Source organism: Streptomyces olivoverticillatus (assembly GCF_014203555.1).
Taxonomy (GTDB): Bacteria; Actinomycetota; Actinomycetes; order Streptomycetales; family Streptomycetaceae; genus Streptomyces; species Streptomyces olivoverticillatus.
Map to the genome: position 1 here is coordinate 383,055 of NZ_JACHJH010000005.1, position 15,664 is coordinate 398,718.

General features: G+C 72.2%; 13 protein-coding genes. 8 read left to right on the forward strand and 5 right to left on the reverse strand.

The window, feature by feature from the left end:
• Positions 1–231: 231 nt before the first annotated feature.
• On the forward strand, positions 232–2,088 hold the full coding sequence (locus FHS39_RS18915; protein ID WP_184350517.1) for a PQQ-binding-like beta-propeller repeat protein: 1,857 nt from the start codon (positions 232–234) through the stop codon (positions 2,086–2,088).
• A 249-nt stretch (positions 2,089–2,337) separates the two neighbouring features.
• Positions 2,338–3,054 (forward strand): response regulator transcription factor, encoded by a 717-nt coding sequence (locus FHS39_RS18920; protein WP_184350518.1) that lies wholly within the window; start codon positions 2,338–2,340, stop codon positions 3,052–3,054.
• Here FHS39_RS18920 and FHS39_RS18925 read toward each other — a convergent pair.
• Complete coding sequence (locus FHS39_RS18925; protein WP_184350519.1) at positions 3,011–3,292, reverse strand: hypothetical protein; 282 nt, start codon at positions 3,290–3,292, stop codon at positions 3,011–3,013. The genes FHS39_RS18920 and FHS39_RS18925 overlap by 44 nt on opposite strands.
• A 26-nt stretch (positions 3,293–3,318) precedes the next feature.
• Positions 3,319–4,995: a sodium:solute symporter family protein gene (locus FHS39_RS18930; RefSeq protein ID WP_184350520.1), complete on the reverse strand. Its 1,677-nt coding sequence runs from the start codon at positions 4,993–4,995 to the stop codon at positions 3,319–3,321.
• Between the two features lie 128 nt (positions 4,996–5,123).
• On the opposite strand from FHS39_RS18930, the gene galT reads away from it, so the two are divergent.
• The 4 genes from galT to FHS39_RS18950 all read left to right on the forward strand — a co-directional run bounded on the left by galT (position 5,124) and on the right by FHS39_RS18950 (position 9,371).
• Positions 5,124–6,170, forward strand: coding sequence for a galactose-1-phosphate uridylyltransferase (gene galT / locus FHS39_RS18935; RefSeq protein WP_184350521.1), 1,047 nt, complete (start codon positions 5,124–5,126; stop codon positions 6,168–6,170).
• Positions 6,167–7,150 carry a UDP-glucose 4-epimerase GalE gene (galE, locus tag FHS39_RS18940; RefSeq protein ID WP_184350522.1) on the forward strand — a complete coding sequence of 328 codons (984 nt, stop codon included), beginning with the start codon at positions 6,167–6,169 and terminating at the stop codon, positions 7,148–7,150. The genes galT and galE overlap by 4 nt, the downstream gene beginning before the upstream one ends.
• Complete coding sequence (galK, locus tag FHS39_RS18945; RefSeq protein ID WP_184350523.1) at positions 7,147–8,277, forward strand: galactokinase; 1,131 nt, start codon at positions 7,147–7,149, stop codon at positions 8,275–8,277. The genes galE and galK overlap by 4 nt, the downstream gene beginning before the upstream one ends.
• A 305-nt stretch (positions 8,278–8,582) precedes the next feature.
• Positions 8,583–9,371 (forward strand): response regulator transcription factor, encoded by a 789-nt coding sequence (locus FHS39_RS18950; protein ID WP_343069639.1) that lies wholly within the window; start codon positions 8,583–8,585, stop codon positions 9,369–9,371.
• On the opposite strand, the gene FHS39_RS18955 is transcribed toward FHS39_RS18950, so the two are convergent.
• Positions 9,330–9,827 carry a MarR family winged helix-turn-helix transcriptional regulator gene (locus tag FHS39_RS18955; RefSeq protein WP_184350525.1) on the reverse strand — a complete coding sequence of 166 codons (498 nt, stop codon included), beginning with the start codon at positions 9,825–9,827 and terminating at the stop codon, positions 9,330–9,332. The two genes, FHS39_RS18950 and FHS39_RS18955, sit on opposite strands and share 42 nt — an antisense overlap.
• 137 nt (positions 9,828–9,964) lie before the next feature.
• Between FHS39_RS18955 and FHS39_RS18960 the strand changes: the two genes are divergently transcribed.
• Positions 9,965–10,813, forward strand: a complete 849-nt coding sequence (locus FHS39_RS18960; RefSeq protein ID WP_184350526.1) for a trans-aconitate 2-methyltransferase — start codon at positions 9,965–9,967, stop codon at positions 10,811–10,813.
• A 98-nt stretch (positions 10,814–10,911) separates the two neighbouring features.
• On the opposite strand, the gene FHS39_RS18965 is transcribed toward FHS39_RS18960, so the two are convergent.
• The gene (locus FHS39_RS18965; RefSeq protein ID WP_184350527.1) at positions 10,912–11,610 is read right to left on the reverse strand and encodes a TetR/AcrR family transcriptional regulator; all 699 of its coding nucleotides are present in this window, start codon (positions 11,608–11,610) and stop codon (positions 10,912–10,914) included.
• Positions 11,611–11,617: 7 nt separating this feature from the next.
• A complete protein-coding gene (locus FHS39_RS18970; protein ID WP_184350528.1) occupies positions 11,618–12,622 on the reverse strand; it encodes an acyl-CoA desaturase in 1,005 nt (334 codons plus the stop codon).
• A gap of 207 nt (positions 12,623–12,829) precedes the next feature.
• On the opposite strand from FHS39_RS18970, the gene ppc reads away from it, so the two are divergent.
• Positions 12,830–15,553: a phosphoenolpyruvate carboxylase gene (ppc, locus tag FHS39_RS18975; RefSeq protein WP_184350529.1), complete on the forward strand. Its 2,724-nt coding sequence runs from the start codon at positions 12,830–12,832 to the stop codon at positions 15,551–15,553.
• Positions 15,554–15,664 lie beyond the last annotated feature (111 nt).

The window sequence follows — 15,664 nt, forward strand, 5'->3', positions numbered from 1 at the left end:
CGGCTGCCGGCCGGTCAACACGGGCGCGCGGGGCGGCCGTCAGGCGCTTCGCGAGGAGTGAAAAGGCGCAACAGTCTCGTCACGGGCCGGTCTCAGGTGGTGGATACGTCGGAGATCGGCCCAATCGCCGTCAGAGCCGGGTGATACAAAGAACACCCGCTCGCCAGCCGCACACTGGCTGGATTCATACCCGATGCCGGGCCGTGGTCCCGCGCGTAAAGAGGAAAGCTGATGTCACAGCCGCCCCAGCCGCCCCAGCCCCCGCAGGGGGTTCCTCCGGCCAAGCCGGGCGGCTTCGGATCGCCGCAGGAGCCGGCGCCCGGGTTCGGCGCACCGCCCGCCACGCCCCCGCAGGCCCAGCCCGGCTACGGCTATCCGCAGACCCCGCCCCCGCCGGCGGGTGCCCCGCAGACCCCGCCGCCCACGCAGGTCTCCCCGCAGCTGCCGCCCCCGCCGGCGGGCGCCCCGCAGACCCCGCCGCCCGGTGCCCCTCCCGGTGGCTACGGCTACCCGGCGCAGCCCGCCCCCGGTGGCTACGGCTACCCCGCGCAGCCGGGCCGCCCGGACATGCCCACCCAGGCCTTCGGCGCCCAGCCCCCGCAGCCCCCGCAGTACGGCGCGTACCCGACCCCGCCGATGTACCCCGGCGTGCCCGACGGCGCCCCGGCGGGCGGCGGCAAGGGCAAGCAGCGCATGATCGCCATCATCGGCGGCGCGGTCGCGCTGACCCTCGCCGTCGGCGGCGGCGTCTGGTACGCCACCTCCGGCAGCAAGGACGACACCCACAAGAACTCCGCCAAGGGCGGCGGCGGCCAGCAGGACGGTCCGGGCGGCGGCAACGAGAAGCCCAAGACCATCGACGGCAAGCTGCTCTTCAGCGTCGACCAGCCCAAGGCCGACGACCTGGTCGGCGTCAAGGGCATGTGGGCCACCGACCAGGTCTTCGCCAAGGTCGACATGTACAAGATCGACGGCTTCGACCTGTCCGGCGGCAAGAAGTGGGAGATCCCGCTCGACGGCGAGGTCTGCTGGGCCTCCCATCGGGCCACGGCCGACGGCAAGACGGTCGTCCTGGTCAAGGCGGGCAAGCCCAGCTCCGACCAGAAGTACGGCGGCCCCTGCACCCAGGTCGTCGCGCTCGACCTGAACAGCGGCAAGAAGCTCTGGCAGAATTCCGCCAAGGCCGGTGACCAGGACATCCGCTTCGACGAGGTGACCATCGGCGGCACCACCATCGCGGCGGGCGGCACCAGCGGCGGCGCCGCCTGGTCGCTCGACGGCAAGGAGCTGTGGAAGCCCAAGCCGGGCGACGACTGCAAGGACGACGGCTACGCGGGCGGCTCCAAGCTCGTCGCGGTGCGCCGCTGCGGCGACTACGCGCGCCCCCTGATGCAGGTCCAGACCCTCGACCCGCAGTCGGGCGCGGTCAAGTCCGCCTACAAGGTGCCCGCGGGCCTGCAGTACGTGCACGTGGCGTCCACCGACCCGCTGGTCATCGCGGTCGACGCGGGCGACTCCTCCGGCAGCTCCGCCTCCGACTTCCTGGCGATCGACGACAGCGCCAAGGACGGCAAGCTGCGCAGCAAGGTCTCCACGCAGAACGGCAAGTTCACGCCGAAGTGCCCGGCGACCGACGTCGAGGGCTGCACCAAGGTCGCCATCGACAAGGACACCCTCTACCTGCCGACCGAGGAGCACCAGAGCGGCAATTCGCAGGAGGTCGGCCGCGTCAACGAGGTCGTCGGCTTCGACCTGGCCAGCGGCCAGTCCAAGGGCAAGGCGGAGGGCCAGCCGGGCTCCACGCTGACGCCGCTGTCGGTGGACAAGAACGGCTACGTCATCGGCTACCAGGCGGCCACCTACAAGGCGGGCGGCCAGGTCGTGCGGATCGACCCGAAGACGTACAAGACCGATGTGCTGCTGAAGAATCCGGCCTCCACGGCCGAGGCTGAGGGCTACCTGTCGCCCGACAGCCACCAGGCCCTGTGGGTCCAGAACCGGCTCTTCCTCGGCAACGACTTCGCCGACAAGCCGCGTTCCTACAGCCTCGGCAAGGAGTACCTGGCGATGGTCTTCGGCGGGAGCTGATACTGATCGTTTGAGGAGCGGCTCACGCCGTATCCCTGCCGTATCCCTGTCCGTCGCGCGTACATGCCTGAACGATCCGTTTCAGTCTCGAAGTACACGTGATTGGCAGGGATTTCGGCATTCCGGGGGACTTCTCACCGGTAAGGGGCGCGGAACGTCGAACAAGCGTGTAGCTTCCCGGGCAAGAGGGTGCCGGGGAGACGTGCGCGGGCGACAGTAGTCGGCGGCGGGCGACAGGGGGGAAGCGCAATGGGCGTGCGGCTCATGGTGGTCGACGACCACCGTCTGCTGGCCGAGGCGCTCGCTTCGGCGTTGAAGCTGCGCGGGCACCGGGTGCTGGCGGCGGCCGCGCCGAGTGCGGGCGCGGCCGAGCTGGTGGTGAGCCGGGCCCCCGAGGTGTGCCTGCTGGGCACGGCCGCGCCGGCCGAGCCGGGCGCCTTCGACCCGGTCGTGCGGATCAAGCGGGAGCGCCCGCAGGTCGCGGTGGTGGTGCTGGGCCCGGTGCCGAGCCCGCTGGGCATCGCGGCGGCCTTCGCCGCGGGCGCCTCCGGCTACGTCCGGCACAACGAGCGCATCGAGGGCGTCGAGCGGGCCATGATGAAGGCGCGCGCGGGCGAGGCCGCGGTCGACCCGCAGCTGCTGCAGGGCGCCTTTGCGGAGCTGCTCAACCCCGCCGCCCAGCCGGACGACGAGGGCGCGCGGCTGCTGCAGCTGCTGACCCCGCGCGAGGTCGAGGTGCTGGTGCGGGTAGCCGAGGGCGAGGACACCCGGCTGATCGCGGCGGGCATGGGGATAGCGCCGAGCACCGCCCGTACGCACGTCCAGCGCGTCCTGATGAAGCTCGGCGTGGGGTCCCGGCTGGAGGCGGCCGCGCTCGCGGCCCGTACGGGCCTGCTGGACCGGGCCGCGAGCGGTGTCGCGGCTAGTCCTGCGCGGGGGGCGGCGGGGGCGTCGGGCGGAGGATGAGCCACAGGAAGAAGAGCAGGCCGAGGGCGAGCATGCCCACGCCCGTCCAGAGGTTGAGGTTGATGCCCTGGGCCTTCTTGATGTCGGCGTCCGAGGCGGTGAGCCCGGCGATGGTGACGACCAGCCCGTAGAGCGTGAACAGCCCGCCGATGATCCGCCGCACGTCGAAGAGGCGGGCGGCGGTGGCGGAGGCGCGTTCCAGTTCCTCGACCTCGTGCTGGTACTCATACTCGCTCACGACCGGCTCCTTACGGTGCTGAAGGGTTAGAGGGAGAAGGGGATGTAGCAGGCGGCGGCGAGGATCACGGCGCCCCAGCCGAGCAGCGCGGGGCTGCGGTACCAGGCGTCGTCGCCCTCCGCGGGCGGCTCGGCCATGCCGGGCGAGACGGTCCCGTAGACCAAACCGGCCAGTGACCCGGCGGGTTTGGGCGTGGTGAAGAGCGAGACCGCGCCCATCACCACGGCGCCGACCGCGAAGGCGACGATGGAGGAGACGAAGTTGGCGCCCTGGTCGGAGGGGATGGCGATGACGCCCTGCTTGTAGAACCAGAAGTAGTTGATCATCGCGGCGACCGTGCCGGTCAGCAGCCCCCAGAAGCCCGCGGCGGCCGTGGCGCGCTTCCAGAACATGCCGATGATGAAGACGCAGAACAGCGGGACGTTGAAGAACGAGAACAGCGTCTGCAGGTAGTTCATGATGTTGGAGAAGGAGGAGGCGATGAAGGCCGTCCCCATGCCGGCCACGACGCCGACGGCGGTGACCACCCGGCCGGTCCTCAGGTAGTAGGCGTCCTCGCGGTCGCGTTTGGCGTAGGCGGCCCAGATGTCATTGGTGAAGACCGTGTTGAAGGCCGAGACGTTGGCCGCCATGCCCGCCATGAACGCGGCCAGCAGCCCGGTGACGGCCACGCCCAGCACGCCGTTGGGCAGCAGGTCGCGCATGAGCACCGGAATCGCGTCGTTGTAGCTGAGGCTGCTGCCGGGCTTGCCCAGGGCCGGCTCCATGACCGTGGCGATCAGGCCGGGCACGACCACCACCAGCGGGATGAACATCTTGGGGAAGGCTGCGATGAGGGGCGTGCGGCGGGCGGCGCTGAGGTTCCTGGCGGACAGGGCGCGCTGCACCTCGGCGAAGTTGGTGGTCCAGTAGCCGAAGCTCATCACGAAGCCCAGGCCGAGCACGATGGTCAGCCAGTTGGCGCCCAGCGGGTTGGCGTGGCCGATGCCGGTGCCGCCCCAGGCACTGAGGAAGTCCTCGCCGTGCGTGGCGGTCAGGGAGTCGGACAGCCCGCCCCAGCCGCCCACCCGCTTGAGGCCGACGACCGTCAGCGGGATCAGCGCGGCCAGGATCACGAAGAACTGCAGCACCTCGTTGTAGATGGCCGAGGAGAGCCCGCCGAGCGTGATGTAGGCGAGGACGAAGAAGCCGGCGACGACGATCGCGACCCACTGCGGCCAGCCCAGCAGCGCCTGGAGCACGATCGCCATCGCGTAGAGGTTGACGCCCGCGATCAGCACCGAGGACACGGCGAAGATGACGGACGACAGCAGGTGCGAGGCCGGCCCGAAGCGGTGCAGCAGGAACTCGGGGACGGAGCGGACCTTCGACCCGTAATAGAACGGCATCATCACCAGGCCCAGGAAGACCATGGCCGGGATGGCGCCGATCCAGTACCAGTGCACGGTGTACGCGCCGTACTGGGCGCCGTTGGCCGCCATGCCCAGGATCTCGGTCGCGCCCAGATTGGCGGCGACGAAGGCGAGTCCGGTGACCCAGGCGGGCAGCGAGCGGCCGGAGAGGAAGAAGTCCAGGCTGGTGCGGACCGAGCGGCGGGCGGCGAAGCCGATGCCGAGGACCACGGCGAAGTAGACCGCCAGGATCGCGTAGTCGAGACCGTTGACCGGGAGCCGGAGCCCTTGGGCCAGGGAGTGGGCGGGCATGGGTCACCTCATCGTTCGATGTTGACCGGGCTGTTGAGTCATGATTCCTTGTGTTTGATCGTGTGTGAAGGTGTGTGATGTGAGAAGGCGTTAAGTGCCGTGCCCGGCGTGGTGAGGAGAGGCCCCGCATGAAGAAGACGGCGACCCGGCTGGCGGACGGCCGCGAGCTGGTCTACTACGACTCCCGGGACGACGCCGTGCGCGACGCCGTCGACCGGCGCCCGCCGGCGCCGACCGTGACCACCGGCGAGATCCGCCGCGACGCCCTGCTCGGCGACAGCGTCGCCATCGCCTCGCACCGCCAGGACCGCACCTACCACCCGCCGCCCGACCAGTGCCCGCTGTGCCCCTCGCGGGCCGGGCGCCTCACCGAGATCCCCGCCGCGGACTACGAGGTCGTGGTCTTCGAGAACCGCTTCCCCTCCCTCGCGGGCGACGCGGGCCGCTGCGAGGTCGTCTGCTTCACCGCCGATCACAACGCCTCCTTCGCGGACCTGGGCGAGGACCGGGCGGCCCTGGTGCTGGCGGCGTGGACCGACCGGACGGCCGAACTGGCCGCGCTCCCCGCCGTCGAACAGGTCTTCTGCTTCGAGAACCGGGGGAAGGAGATAGGCGTCACCCTCGGTCACCCGCACGGCCAGATTTACGCCTACCCGTTCGTCACACCGCGCACCGAACGCATGCTCGCCTCGGCCGCCGCGCACCGCGAGCGCACTGCCGGGCGCAACCTCTTCGACGACACCGTGGAGGCCGAGCGCACGGACGGCCGCCGCATCGTCCTCGAAGGCGAGCACTGGACCGCCTTCGTGCCCTACGCCGCCCACTGGCCGTACGAGGTGCACCTCTACCCCCGGCGGCGGGTGCCCGACCTGCTCGCCCTGGACGACGCGGCCCGCACAGAGTTCCCACAGCTCTACCTGGAACTCTTGCGGCGCTTCGACCTGATCTTCGGCTCCGGCGAACCGCCCACCCCGTACATCTCGGCCTGGCACCAGGCGCCCTTCCACCACCCCCACAGGAGTGAATTCGCCCTGCACCTCGAGCTCTTCACCGTCCGCCGTACTCCCGGAAAGCTGAAGTTCCTCGCCGGTTCCGAATCCGGCATGAGCGTGTTCATCAACGACGTGCCGCCCGAGGCCGCGGCCGCGCGACTGCGAGAGGTGGCGAGCGCATGACCAGCACCACGACGGGCGGTTCGTATCTGGTGACCGGCGGGGCGGGCTACGTAGGGAGCGTCGTGGCGGCGCACCTGCTGGCCGCCGGGCACGCCGTGACCGTCCTGGACGACCTGTCCACCGGCCACCGCGACGCCGTGCCCGAGGGGGCGCGCTTCATCGAGGGCCGGGTGCAGGACGCGGCCCGTCACCTGGACGGCTCGTACGACGCCGTGCTGCACTTCGCAGCCTCCTCCCAGGTCGGCGAGTCCGTCGCGCACCCCGAGAAGTACTGGCGCAACAACGTGGGCGGCTCCCTCGAACTCCTCGCCGCGATGCGCGGGGCGGGCATCCGCAGGCTCGTCTTCTCCTCCACCGCCGCCGTCTACGGCGAGCCCGCGGCCGGTCCCCTCACCGAGGACGCCCCGGCCGTGCCCACCAACCCCTACGGCGCCACCAAGCTGGCTGTCGACCACATGATCGGCGCCGAGTGCACGGCCCACGGCCTGGCCGCCGTCTCGCTGCGCTACTTCAACGTGGCGGGGGCGTACGGGCGGCACGGCGAGCGGCACGACCCCGAATCGCACCTGATCCCGCTCGTCCTCCAGGTCGCCCTCGGCGAGCGCGAGGCGGTCTCCGTCTTCGGCGACGACTACCCGACCCCGGACGGCACGTGCGTCCGCGACTACATCCACGTCGCCGACCTCGCCGAGGCCCATCTGCTCGCCCTCGGCGCCGCGCGCCCCGGCGAGCACCTGATCTGCAACCTCGGCAACGGCAACGGCTTCACCGTCCACGAGGTCATCGAGACCGCCCGCAAGGTCACCGGCCACGCGATCCCGCAGCTCGCCGCCGCCCGCAGGCCGGGCGACCCGGCCGTGCTGGTCGCCTCCGCCGAGCGGGCCCGCGCCGTCCTCGGCTGGCGGCCCACCCGGTGCGACCTCGCCGGAATCGTCGAAGACGCCTGGGAGTTCGCGCGGCGGGACCGGGGGCGCGGATGAGCGCCGCGGAGGCCGCGGCCGGCTTCGCGGCCGTCTACGGCACCGCCTGCGAGGGCGTGTGGGAGGCGCCCGGCCGGGTCAACCTCATCGGCGAGTACACCGACGTCAACGACGGCTTCGTGCTGCCGATGGCACTGCCGCACCGCACCCGGGTCGCGGCCGCCGCCCGCACGGACGGGCTGCTGCGCCTGCACTCCGCGGCCGCGCCCGGCACGGTGAGCGAGCTGGCGGTGGCCGACCTCGCACCGGGCGCGGTGCCGGGTTGGGCGGCGTACCCGGCGGGCGTGGTGTGGGCCCTGCGCGAGGCGGGGCACGACGTGTCCGGCGGCGCCGACCTGCACGTGGAGAGCGAGGTGCCGGTGGGGGCGGGCCTGTCCTCCTCGGCCGCACTGGAGGTCGCCACCGCCCTCGCGCTGGACGGGCTGTACGGGCTGGGGCCGGCCCGTCCGGAGCTCGCCCGGCTTGCACAGCGGGCCGAGAACGCCTTCGTCGGCGTCCCCTGCGGGATCATGGACCAGATGGCGTCCGCCTGCTGCACCGAAGGCCATGTGCTGCACCTGGACACCCGCGACCTGTCGTGGCGGCAGATCCCCTTCGACCCCGCCGCCTGGGGCCTTCGGCTGCTGGTGGTCGACACGGGCGTCAAACATGAGGTGGGCGACGGCGAGTACGCGCGCAGGCGCGAGGGCTGCGAAGCGGCAGCGCGTGCGCTGGGCGTGCGCGCCCTGCGGGACATCGCGTACGAGGAGCTGGACGCCGCCCTGGCAAGGCTGCCCGGCCCCGGGGCGCGGGCGCTGGTGCGGCACGTGGTCGGTGAGAACCACCGGGTCGAGCAGGTGGCGGCGCTGCTGGACGCGGGCGATCCACGGCTGGTCGGGCCGTTGCTGACGGCCGGGCACGCCTCGCTGCGGGACGACTTCGCGGTCTCGTGCGCCGAGTTGGACCTGGTGGTCGCGGCCGCCTGCGGGGCGGGCGCGCTGGGGGCCCGGATGACGGGCGCGGGCTTCGGGGGCTCGGCGGTCGTCCTGGCCGAGGAAGCGGACGCGGAGGCGGTGGAGAAGGCGGTGCCGGCCGCCTTCGAGGCCGCCGGGCTCCGGGCGCCGCGGATCTTCGCCGTGCCCGGCTGAGACCGGTGGATCCGGACAACATCACGTCGTTTCCGGACCGTTCACCGCCTCAATACCGAACACAAAGCTCACCATAAACACCCGGGTCAGGCAGTTTTGCCAATCGCCTCCCGTTGTCCGGGCCCCGCCGTACGCTGATGCACAGTGCCGGTGGGGGCCGGCGCTGATCAGGGGGCGAGACAGGCAGGTACGACGCCCGGGGCGGGGCGGTTGTCAGGGCACGGCGGCGGCCGTGCGCGCGTGGCGGCCCCAGGTTCGGGCGCCGTACCCGCACTGCCTCCGCCTACCGGGACATGGGGGTGGTTGTGGCACGTATTCGGGTATTGGTGGTCGACGACCACCGCATCTTCGCCGAGTCGCTCGCCGCCGCCCTCGCGGCCGAGCAGGACGTGGACGTCTCGGCGGCCGGCAGCGGGCCGGCGGCGCTGCGCGCGGTGGAGCGTGCGGCGAGTGAAGGGCGGCGCTTCGACGTCCTGCTGATCGACGCCGATCTCGGCGCGGTCGGCTCGGACGTGGTGCACGTGCCGGGGCAGCTGCGCGCCCCGGGCCAGGACGGGCCCGCGGGCGGCGAGGGTGCCGTCGACGGGATCTCGCTGGTGGCGAGGGTGCGCGCAGGTCACCCGGCCGTCCGCACGGTGGTGCTCGCCGAGCGCGACGACCCGCGGCGGGCGGCGGCGGCGCTGCAGGCCGGAGCGGGCGGATGGGTCGCCAAGGACTGTTCGCTCTCGCGACTGCTGTCGGTCATACGAGGCGTGCTGAGGGATGAGACGCATCTGCCGCCCGCCCTGCTGACCGGGGTGCTGCGGGAGCTGACGGCCGCGCGCAAGCACCGCACCGAGAGCGAGCGGCTGGTGGAGTCCCTGACGCCGCGTGAGCGCGAGGTGCTGCGCTGCATGGTGGCCGGGCTGGGCCGCAAGGCCGTCGCCGAGCGCCTCTACCTCTCCCCGCACACCGTGCGCACCCACATGCAGAACGTGCTGGGGAAGCTCGGCGTGCACTCCACGCTGGCCGCCGTCGCGCTGGCCCGCCGGGCCGGGGTGGGGCCGGCGGACTTAGCCGGGGACGTTGTCGAACGGGGCGGTCAACTGGCGTAGCAGGGCGGCCAGTTCGGCCCGCTGGGCGGCGGACAGCTCGGCGAGGATCGCGCGCTCCTGGGCGAGCAGCCCGGCGAGGGCCTGGTCGGCGCGGTCCTGGCCCTCGCCGGTGAGGCGCACGAGCACGCCGCGCCGGTCGCTGGGGTCGGGCTCGCGCTGGACGAGGCCCTTCTTGGCGAGCCGGTCGATGCGGTTGGTCATGGTGCCCGAGGTGACCAGGGTCTGAGTGAGCAGCTGCCCGGGAGAGAGCTGGTAGGGCGCGCCGGCGCGCCGCAGCGCGGTCAGGACGTCGAACTCCCAGGGCTCCAGCTCGTGCTCGGAGAAGGCGATGCGCCGCGCCCGGTCGAGGTGGCGGGCCAGCCTGCTGACGCGGCTGAGCACCTCGAGTGGTTCCACGTCGAGGTCAGGGCGCTCCCGGCGCCACGCTGCGACCAGCCGATCGACCTCGTCCTCCATGCGATCAGTGTAGTTGGTCTGTCGACATGAAGTCTCTTGACGTCAAGATAAATATGTGGAGATCCTGGGGTGCCGGCGGGGGAATGTCTCCCGCAGCGGCCGATCCCGCACGTCCGCACCCTCCGGGAGGCTCCACCGTGCACCGCTCACCCGCCTGGGACCCCGGGCAGTACCTGCGCCACTCCGGGCACCGGACCCGCCCCTTCCACGACCTGCTCGCCCGCATCCCCGAGCCGCCCGGCCGCGGCCGCCCGCTTCGCATCGCCGACCTCGGCTGCGGTGCGGGCAATGTCACCGCGCTGCTCGCCGAGCGCTGGCCGGCCGCCCGCATCACCGGGCTCGACAACTCGGCCGACATGCTGCGCGAGGCCCGCGCCCACGCCGGGCCCACGCCCGGTGGCGGCCGGCTGGACTTCGCCCCCGCGGACCTCACCGACTGGGTCCCGGACGAGGCGTACGACCTCATCGTCTCGAACGCGGCCCTCCAGTGGGTGCCGGGCCATGCCGAGTCCTTCCCGGCGTGGCTGGCGGCGCTGGCGCCCGGCGGCACGTTCGCCTTCCAGGTGCCGGGCAACGGGGACGCGCCGAGCCACGCCCTGCTGCGGGAGCTGTGCGCCTCGCCGCGCTGGCGCGACCGGCTCGGCGACGCCGGCCGCCGTACGGTCGAGGTCCTCGACCCCGCCGACTACCTGGCCCGCCTTGCCGCGCTGGGCTGCGCGGTGGATGCCTGGGAGACGACGTACGTACACGTGCTGCCGGGTGCGGACCCGGTCCTCGACTGGGTCAAGGGCACGGGCCTGCGCCCGGTGCTGACGGCTCTAGCCGACGACCCGGAGGCGACGGAGGAGTTCCTGACCGCTTACCGGGCTCGCCTGCGCGAGGCGTACCCGGCCGGCCCGCACGGCACGGTCTTCCCCTTCCGCCGAGTCTTCGTGGTGGCCGTCACGCCGAGCGGTGCCCGGCATGCGGGGCACCCCACGGCTTGAGGCCGGTCCGGCACCGCCGGACTCCGCCGTCATGGCCGGTCGCCGCTGCGGCGGAAAGAAGGGTGCGGACCGCACCCTTCACCCCGCGGGACGGGCCGTCAGGCCTTGCGGTGGCCCACCAGGCGTGGCTTCGCCTCCAGGCCGTCCAGGCCGTGCCACGCCAGATTCACCAGGTGCGCCGCCACCTCCGCCTTCTTCGGCTTGCGGACGTCCAGCCACCACTGGCCCGTCAGGGCCACCATGCCGACCAGCGCCTGGGCGTAGAGCGGGGCGAGCTTGGGGTCGAAGCCGCGGGCCTTGAACTCCAGGCCCAGGATGTCCTCGACCTGGGTGGCGATGTCGCTGATCAGAGAGGCGAAGGTGCCCGTCGACTGTGCGACGGGGGAGTCGCGGACCAGGATGCGGAAGCCGTCCGTGAACGTCTCGATGTAGTCCAGCAGGGCGAACGCCGCCTGCTCCAGCAGCTCCCGCGGGTGCCCGGCCGTCAGCGCGCCCGTCACCATGTCCAGCAGCTGCCGCATCTCGCGGTCGACCACCACCGCGTACAGCCCCTCCTTGCCGCCGAAGTGCTCGTAGACCACCGGCTTGGAGACCCCGGCCTTCGCCGCGATCTCCTCCACGGACGTGCCCTCGAAGCCCCGCTCGGCGAAGAGCGTGCGACCGATGTCCAGCAGCTGCTCCCGGCGCTCCGCACCCGTCATCCGCACCCGGCGGGGCCGGGAGCGTCTGGTACCCGGCTTCGGGGCCTGGTTCTTGTCACCGGTGGTACTGCTGTCGATCGCCACGCCGTCAATCATGCCTCCCTCAGCTGCCACCGGGGGCACCAGCGGCAGCTTCCCGCTTCCCTGCGGGGGTGCGGCGGGACTCGATGCGGCCGGCGTCCGGCCAGCGCACGTCGTACGCCCAGCCGGCCCGTTCGAACCAGCGGATGAGGCGGGCGCTGGAGTCCAGCTGGCCCCTCAGCACGCCGTGCCGGGCCGAGGTCGGGTCGGCGTGGTGGAGGTTGTGCCAGGACTCGCCGCAGGAGAGCACGGCCAGCCACCACACGTTGCCCGAGCGGTCGCGGGACTTGAAGGGGCGCTTGCCGACCGCGTGGCAGATCGAATTGATCGACCAGGTCACGTGGTGCAGCAGTGCCACCCGCACCAGCGAGCCCCAGAAGAAGGCCGTGAGCGCCCCCTGCCACGACCAGGTGGCCAGGCCGCCGACCAGCGGCGGGACCAGCAGCGAGACCGTCGTCCACAGCACGAACTGCCGGGAGACCGCCCGGATCGCCGGGTCCTTGATCAGATCCGGGGCGTACTTCTGCTGCGGCGTCTGCTCCTCGTCGAACATCCAGCCGACGTGGGCCCACCACAGGCCCTTCATCAGCGCCGGAACCGTCTCGCCGTAGCGCCACGGGGAGTGCGGGTCGCCCTCGGCGTCGGAGAACTTGTGGTGCTTGCGGTGATCCGCCACCCAGCGCACCAGGGGTCCTTCCACCGCCAGCGACCCCATCACCGCCAGCGCGATCCGCAGCGGCCGCTTGGCCTTGAAGGAGCCATGGGTGAAGTAGCGGTGGAAGCCGATCGTGATGCCGTGGCAGCCGATGTAGTACATCGCCACCAGCAGGCCGAGATCCAGCCAGCTCACACCCCAGCCCCAGGCCAGCGGGACGGCGGCGAGCAGTGCGACGAACGGAACGGCGATGAAGAGCAGCAGCGTGATCTGCTCGACCGAACGCTTGCTGTCACCACCCAGCGTGCCGATGGGCAGCGGGGTCTCCTGGGCCTTCGGCGCAGATTCGATCACGTCGGGGCTTGCAGTCATGGGTTCCCTCAGGGGGGTCGGGACATGGCTACGGTTCCGTAACCTACGGCTTCGTAAGTATGGCAGGGCGAAGCCCATGGGCAAGAGGGCTGCGGCACAGGCTGCGCGTCGGTCGCGCGGACGGGGGAGACCTATGCTGGTGCCGTCGGACAGCGCGGTCCGCCACCCCTCCAGACGTGCTCGGAAACACCGCAAGGAGCCGCACCTGTGAGCAGTGCCGACAACACCAACGCCGCCCTGCGCGCCGACATCCGCCGCCTTGGTGATCTCCTCGGCGAGACCCTGGTCCGCCAGGAAGGTGACGAACTTCTCGATCTGGTCGAGCGCGTCCGCGCCCTCACCCGCACCAACGGCGAGGCCGCGGCCGAGCTGCTGGGCGCCACCGACCTGGAGACCGCCGCCAAGCTCGTACGGGCCTTCTCCACCTACTTCCACCTGGCGAACATCACCGAGCAGGTGCACCGCGGCCGCGAGCTGCACGCCCACCGCGAGGCGGAGGGCTCGATCCTGGCCCGCACCGTCGACCAGCTCAAGGACGCCGACCCCGACCACCTCCGGGAGACCGTGCGCCACCTGGGCGTACGCCCCGTCTTCACCGCCCACCCGACCGAGGCCGCGCGCCGCAGCGTGCTGAACAAGCTGCGGCGGATCGCCGGGCTGCTCGACGCGACGGCCGCCGGACCGGCGGACCGGCGCCGCTCCGACCTGCGCCTCGCCGAGAACATCGACCTGCTCTGGCAGACCGACGAGCTGCGCGTGGCCCGCCCGGAGCCCACCGACGAGGCCCGCAACGCCATCTACTACCTCGACGAGCTGCACGCCGGCGCCGTCGGCGACGTCCTGGAGGACCTCGCCGCCGAGCTGGAGCGCGTCGGCGTCGACCTGCCCGCCACCACCCGCCCGCTGACCTTCGGCACCTGGATCGGCGGCGACCGCGACGGCAACCCCAACGTCACCCCCCAGGTCACCCGGGACGTGCTGCTGCTGCAGTACGAGCACGGCATCACCGACGCCCTCGAACTCGTCGACGACCTGCGCGGCGCCCTGTCCAACTCCATCCGCAACAGCGGCGCCAGCGAAGAGCTCCTCACCTCCCTCCAGCGCGACCTCGAACTGCTGCCGGAGATCAGCCCGCGCTACAAGCGGCTCAACGCCGAGGAGCCCTACCGCCTCAAGGCCACCTGCGTCCGGCAGAAGCTCGTCAACACCCGCGAGCGGCTCGCCAGGAACACCCCCCACCAGGAAGGCCGCGACTACCTGGGCACCGGCGAGCTCCTCGCCGACCTCCAGCTCATCCAGGACTCGCTGCACGCCCACCGCGGCGGCCTGATCGCCGGCGGCCGCCTGGAGCGCGCCATCCGCACCCTCGCCGCCTTCGGCCTCCACCTGGCCACCATGGACGTCCGCGAGCACGCCGAGGCCCACCACCACGCCCTCGGCCAGCTCTTCGACCGGCTCGGCGAGGAGTCCTGGCGCTACGCCGACATGCCGCGCGACTACCGCCGCAAGCTGCTGGCCAAGGAGCTGCGCTCGCGCCGCCCGCTGGCCCCCCGCCCGGCCCCCCTCGACGCCGCCGGGGTCAAGACCCTCGGCGTCTTCGACACCATCGGCGATGCGCTCGCCTGCTTCGGCCCCGAGGTCGTCGAGTCCTACGTCATCTCCATGTGCCAGGGCGCCGACGACGTCTTCGCCGCCGCCGTCCTCGCCCGCGAGGCCGGCCTGATCGACCTGCACGCCGGCTGGGCGAAGATCGGCATCGTGCCGCTGCTGGAGACCACCGACGAGCTCAAGGAAGCCGACCGGCTCCTCGACGAGATGCTCGCCGACCCCTCCTACCGCCGCCTGGTCGCCCTGCGCGGCGACGTCCAGGAGGTCATGCTCGGCTACTCCGACTCCTCCAAGTTCGGCGGCATCACCACCTCGCAGTGGGAGATCCACCGCGCCCAGCGCCGGCTGCGCGACGTCGCCCACCGCTACGGCGTGCGGCTGCGCCTCTTCCACGGCCGCGGCGGCACCGTGGGCCGCGGCGGCGGCCCCACCCACGACGCGATCCTCGCCCAGCCCTGGGGCACCCTCGAAGGCGAGATCAAGGTCACCGAGCAGGGCGAGGTCATCTCCGACAAGTACCTGCTGCCGGCGCTGGCCCGGGAGAACCTGGAGCTGACGGTCGCCGCCACCCTCCAGGCCTCCGCCCTGCACACCGCGCCCCGCCAGTCCGACGAGGCCCTCGCCCGCTGGGACGCCGCGATGGACACCGTCTCGGACGCCGCCCACGGCGCGTACCGCCGGTTGGTCGAAGACCCGGACCTGCCCGCCTACTTCTTCGCCTCCACCCCCGTGGACCAGCTCGCCGAGCTGCACCTGGGCTCACGCCCCTCCCGCCGCCCCGACTCCGGCGCCGGCCTCGACGGGCTGCGGGCCATCCCCTGGGTCTTCGGCTGGACCCAGTCCCGGCAGATCGTCCCCGGCTGGTTCGGCGTGGGCTCCGGCCTCAAGGCCGCCCGCGAGGCGGGGCTGGACACGGTCCTGGACGAAATGCACGAGCACTGGCACTTCTTCCAGAACTTCCTCTCCAACGTGGAGATGACCCTCGCCAAGACGGACCTGCGCATCGCGCAGCACTACGTCGACACGCTCGTCCCGGACGAGCTGCGGCACGTCTTCGACACCATCAAGGCCGAGCACGAGCTGACGGTCGCGGAGGTGCTGCGCATCACCGGCGAGAGCGAACTGCTGGCCGCGAGCCCGGTGCTGAGCCAGACGTTCCACATCCGTGACGCGTACCTGGACCCGATCTCGTACCTCCAGGTCTCCCTGCTGCACCGGCAGCGGCAGGCGGCGGAGCAGGGCGAGGAGGCGGATCCGCTGCTGGCGCGGGCGCTCCTGCTGACCGTCAACGGCGTGGCAGCCGGGCTCCGTAACACGGGCTGAGGCCGGTGGGGTGGGGCCCCGGCCCCACCCCTTCGCCGTTTCCCGGGGCTGCGCCCCGGACTCCCTCATCGCGGCTCCGCCGCTCGGCCTCAAACGCCGGCCGGGCTGAAG

Bases quoted from the DNA above. Each gene is read 5' to 3' on its own strand.
- FHS39_RS18915 (WP_184350517.1), top strand. From the start codon at position 232: ATGTCACAGCCGCCCCAGCCGCCCCAGCCCCCGCAGGGGGTTCCTCCG.
- FHS39_RS18920 (WP_184350518.1), top strand. From the start codon at position 2,338: ATGGGCGTGCGGCTCATGGTGGTCGACGACCACCGTCTGCTGGCCGAG.
- FHS39_RS18930 (WP_184350520.1), bottom strand. From the start codon at position 4,995: ATGCCCGCCCACTCCCTGGCCCAAGGGCTCCGGCTCCCGGTCAACGGT.
- galT (WP_184350521.1), top strand. From the start codon at position 5,124: ATGAAGAAGACGGCGACCCGGCTGGCGGACGGCCGCGAGCTGGTCTAC.
- galE (WP_184350522.1), top strand. From the start codon at position 6,167: ATGACCAGCACCACGACGGGCGGTTCGTATCTGGTGACCGGCGGGGCG.
- galK (WP_184350523.1), top strand. From the start codon at position 7,147: ATGAGCGCCGCGGAGGCCGCGGCCGGCTTCGCGGCCGTCTACGGCACC.
- FHS39_RS18955 (WP_184350525.1), bottom strand. From the start codon at position 9,827: ATGGAGGACGAGGTCGATCGGCTGGTCGCAGCGTGGCGCCGGGAGCGC.
- FHS39_RS18965 (WP_184350527.1), bottom strand. From the start codon at position 11,610: ATGATTGACGGCGTGGCGATCGACAGCAGTACCACCGGTGACAAGAAC.
- FHS39_RS18970 (WP_184350528.1), bottom strand. From the start codon at position 12,622: ATGACTGCAAGCCCCGACGTGATCGAATCTGCGCCGAAGGCCCAGGAG.